This is a genomic window from Plesiomonas sp., assembly GCF_051650925.1.
Lineage (GTDB): Bacteria > Pseudomonadota > Gammaproteobacteria > Enterobacterales > CAMTGL01 > Plesiomonas.
The window spans coordinates 1-1,554 of record NZ_JBOFRH010000590.1 but is presented as its reverse complement, the minus strand read 5'-3'; the positions used below and the strand labels follow the sequence as shown (position 1 = coordinate 1,554).

Genomic DNA, 1,554 nt, shown 5'->3' with positions numbered 1-1,554 from the left:
TCACGGCTTTGGCTCTGAACTGCCGGCATTTACTCAGATGGTGCTCAATCTTTCGGTATTACTGCGGGAAAAAGGCGGCTTTGTGGCAATAGGTATTGTGGCAGCAGTTTATCTCTATCGCCGCATGTACCGCAGCTCTGAAAAAATACGTCTTCGGCAGGATAAATTTATGCTCAAATTGCCGGTCATTGGCCTTATGCTGCATAAAGCCAGTGTTGCCCGCTTTTCACGCACCTTATCAGTCACCTTTACCGCCGGTGTGCCACTGCTAAACGGCTTGGTTTCTGCGGCAGGTGCTTCCGGCAATCTGATCTACCGTAACGCCATTTTAGCGGTACGCAAAGAGGCCGAACAGGGCATTCCGATTCATCAGGCCATGCAAAAGCAGAACCTGTTTCCACCAATTACTACCCAAATGGTGATGATTGGCGAAGAGTCAGGTTCACTTGATGGCATGCTCGATAAAATTGCTACCATTTATGAGCAAGAAGTTGATGACATGGTTGATGCGCTATCTAGCCTGCTAGAGCCTTTTATTATGGTGATTATTGGCGGTATTGTCGGTTCACTGGTCGTGGCTATGTATCTGCCTATTTTCAATATGGGTAGCGTAATCGGCTAACACTCAGCGCTAAAATAAAAAGTTAAAAAACTAAAATCTGAACTTAAGCCTAATCATGGAATGATATTATGCTTGCTCAACGCCTGCGGATCCACAGCCAACACTTTTTTACGGCTTATACACCCGCGCAAACCTGCCATGTTCTACTGCTGGCGCTGTTTTTTCTCTGCGGCATGCACACGGTACAAAATCATCTTGGTGGCGAAGGGTTACAAATCCCGTTTAATAATATTGGCTGGATAGTGATCAGCGCTATCATTCTCAATGGCATACTGTTGATAAGCCGCACACATCAACTGCGGTATAACCGCTTATCACAAGGGTTGTTGATCAGTTGCATGCTGATCAGCTTGCCACAACTCTACCCGCAAGCCGATACCCGCATACTCACCACCCTATTTGGTCTGTGGGGCGGCTATCTAACCTATCTAGCGGCAGTGCAGTTACAACTCACCGCGCGGCAAAAACAGCATTTACTCTGGATACTGCTATGCGGGGTTTTGATTCAAGCCTCTCTAGCGCTCTGGCAATATTACTGGCTGACCGAGGGCAACAGTTTCGGGTATGACAGCCACCTCAACCGCCCCTACGGGATCTTCTTCCAGCCAAATCTGATGGCCTCTTTTATGGTCACCGGCACGGTAATTGCTGCGTTTTTATTGCTGCATACCACACGAATGTGGCAACGTACAGTGCTCGCAATCAGCATTACGCTGACTACCTTTATCACAGTAGTACTGCTTTCACGCACCGGTTGGCTGGCTCTGATATTGGTTAGCCCACTGATATTGTTCACACTGCTGCGCCAAAATCACCAACATAAACAAAATGCAGCGCTATTTTTTATCGCCCTGAGTATTGGTCTACTATGGGGGCTAGCACAAAATTTTTGGCTGAATGATATTACCCTGCTGATGGCTGATCGGGTTTCA

Annotated in this window: 2 protein-coding genes; both read left to right on the top strand. The window is 47.4% G+C overall.

All coding sequences use genetic code 11. The annotated features are described in order from the left end of the window. The coding region (locus tag ACRC27_RS14110; RefSeq protein ID WP_438640168.1) for a type II secretion system F family protein at positions 1 to 622 on the top strand (622 nt) is incomplete at its 5' end. 68 nt (positions 623 to 690) lie between these two features. Further along, positions 691 to 1,554, top strand: an 864-nt coding sequence (locus ACRC27_RS14105; protein WP_438640167.1) for a pilin glycosylation ligase domain-containing protein, incomplete at its 3' end; no start/stop codon positions are given.